Origin of the sequence: Variovorax sp. LG9.2 (assembly GCF_035018885.1) — a bacterium.
Lineage (GTDB): Bacteria > Pseudomonadota > Gammaproteobacteria > Burkholderiales > Burkholderiaceae_C > Variovorax.
This window is the reverse complement of the sequence record NZ_JASJXB010000100.1, coordinates 1-607: the sequence shown is the minus strand read 5'-3', so window position 1 is coordinate 607 and position 607 is coordinate 1. Positions and strand designations below refer to the sequence as shown.

General features: G+C 61.8%; 1 pseudogene. It reads right to left on the bottom strand.

Going from position 1 to position 607, the window contains the following annotated elements:
- Positions 1-290 (bottom strand): annotated as a pseudogene (locus QN413_RS27080) (hypothetical protein); the annotation flags it as partial.
- Positions 291-607 lie beyond the last annotated feature (317 nt).

Here is a 607-nt window from a genome sequence, read left to right as displayed (position 1 = left end):
CCCAGGATGTAGCGGCCTTGCTGCAGCGCGTCGATGGCGCTCGCGTGGACTTCCGTTGAGGAGACCAATGTCGTGCCCGTGCCCGTGCCTATGCCTGTGCCTATGCCGGTGCCGGTGCCGGTAGCGACGTACCAAAGTACGGCTAGCGTGCCCAGCGCGACATTGCGCGACGGCCCGACCACGATCGTGCGGCCCTTGAGTTGATCGGGGAGAAGCTTGCCTTCAAGCACATCGGAGTAAGAGATGGACGGATGGGCTAGTTCTCCGTGAAAGGGAATTCCCAGGTGCAAGTTGGTTCCTCTGGCAACAGCCTTCTGCACTGCCGGAACCGGATTGATCAACGCACCCACATACGGACTTGTCCCTTCATCTCCCCGCGCGAAGAGGTCGATGAACCGCAAAGATTCAATCGCACCGTCGGGCGCGAGGGTTGAATGGCCTACACCTGCGACCGCGGACGCGAAACGCTTGCGTCGTTCGAGAAAAGCTGCGTCTTGCTTCAGTACGGCGGGCGAGGGAGCGGCCTGCACCAAGAAAAAGACCCGCAATCTGCGCAGCGCAAGCTCCATCGCTGCATCGTCGTCCGCCGTCTGTGCGGGAAGGCCGA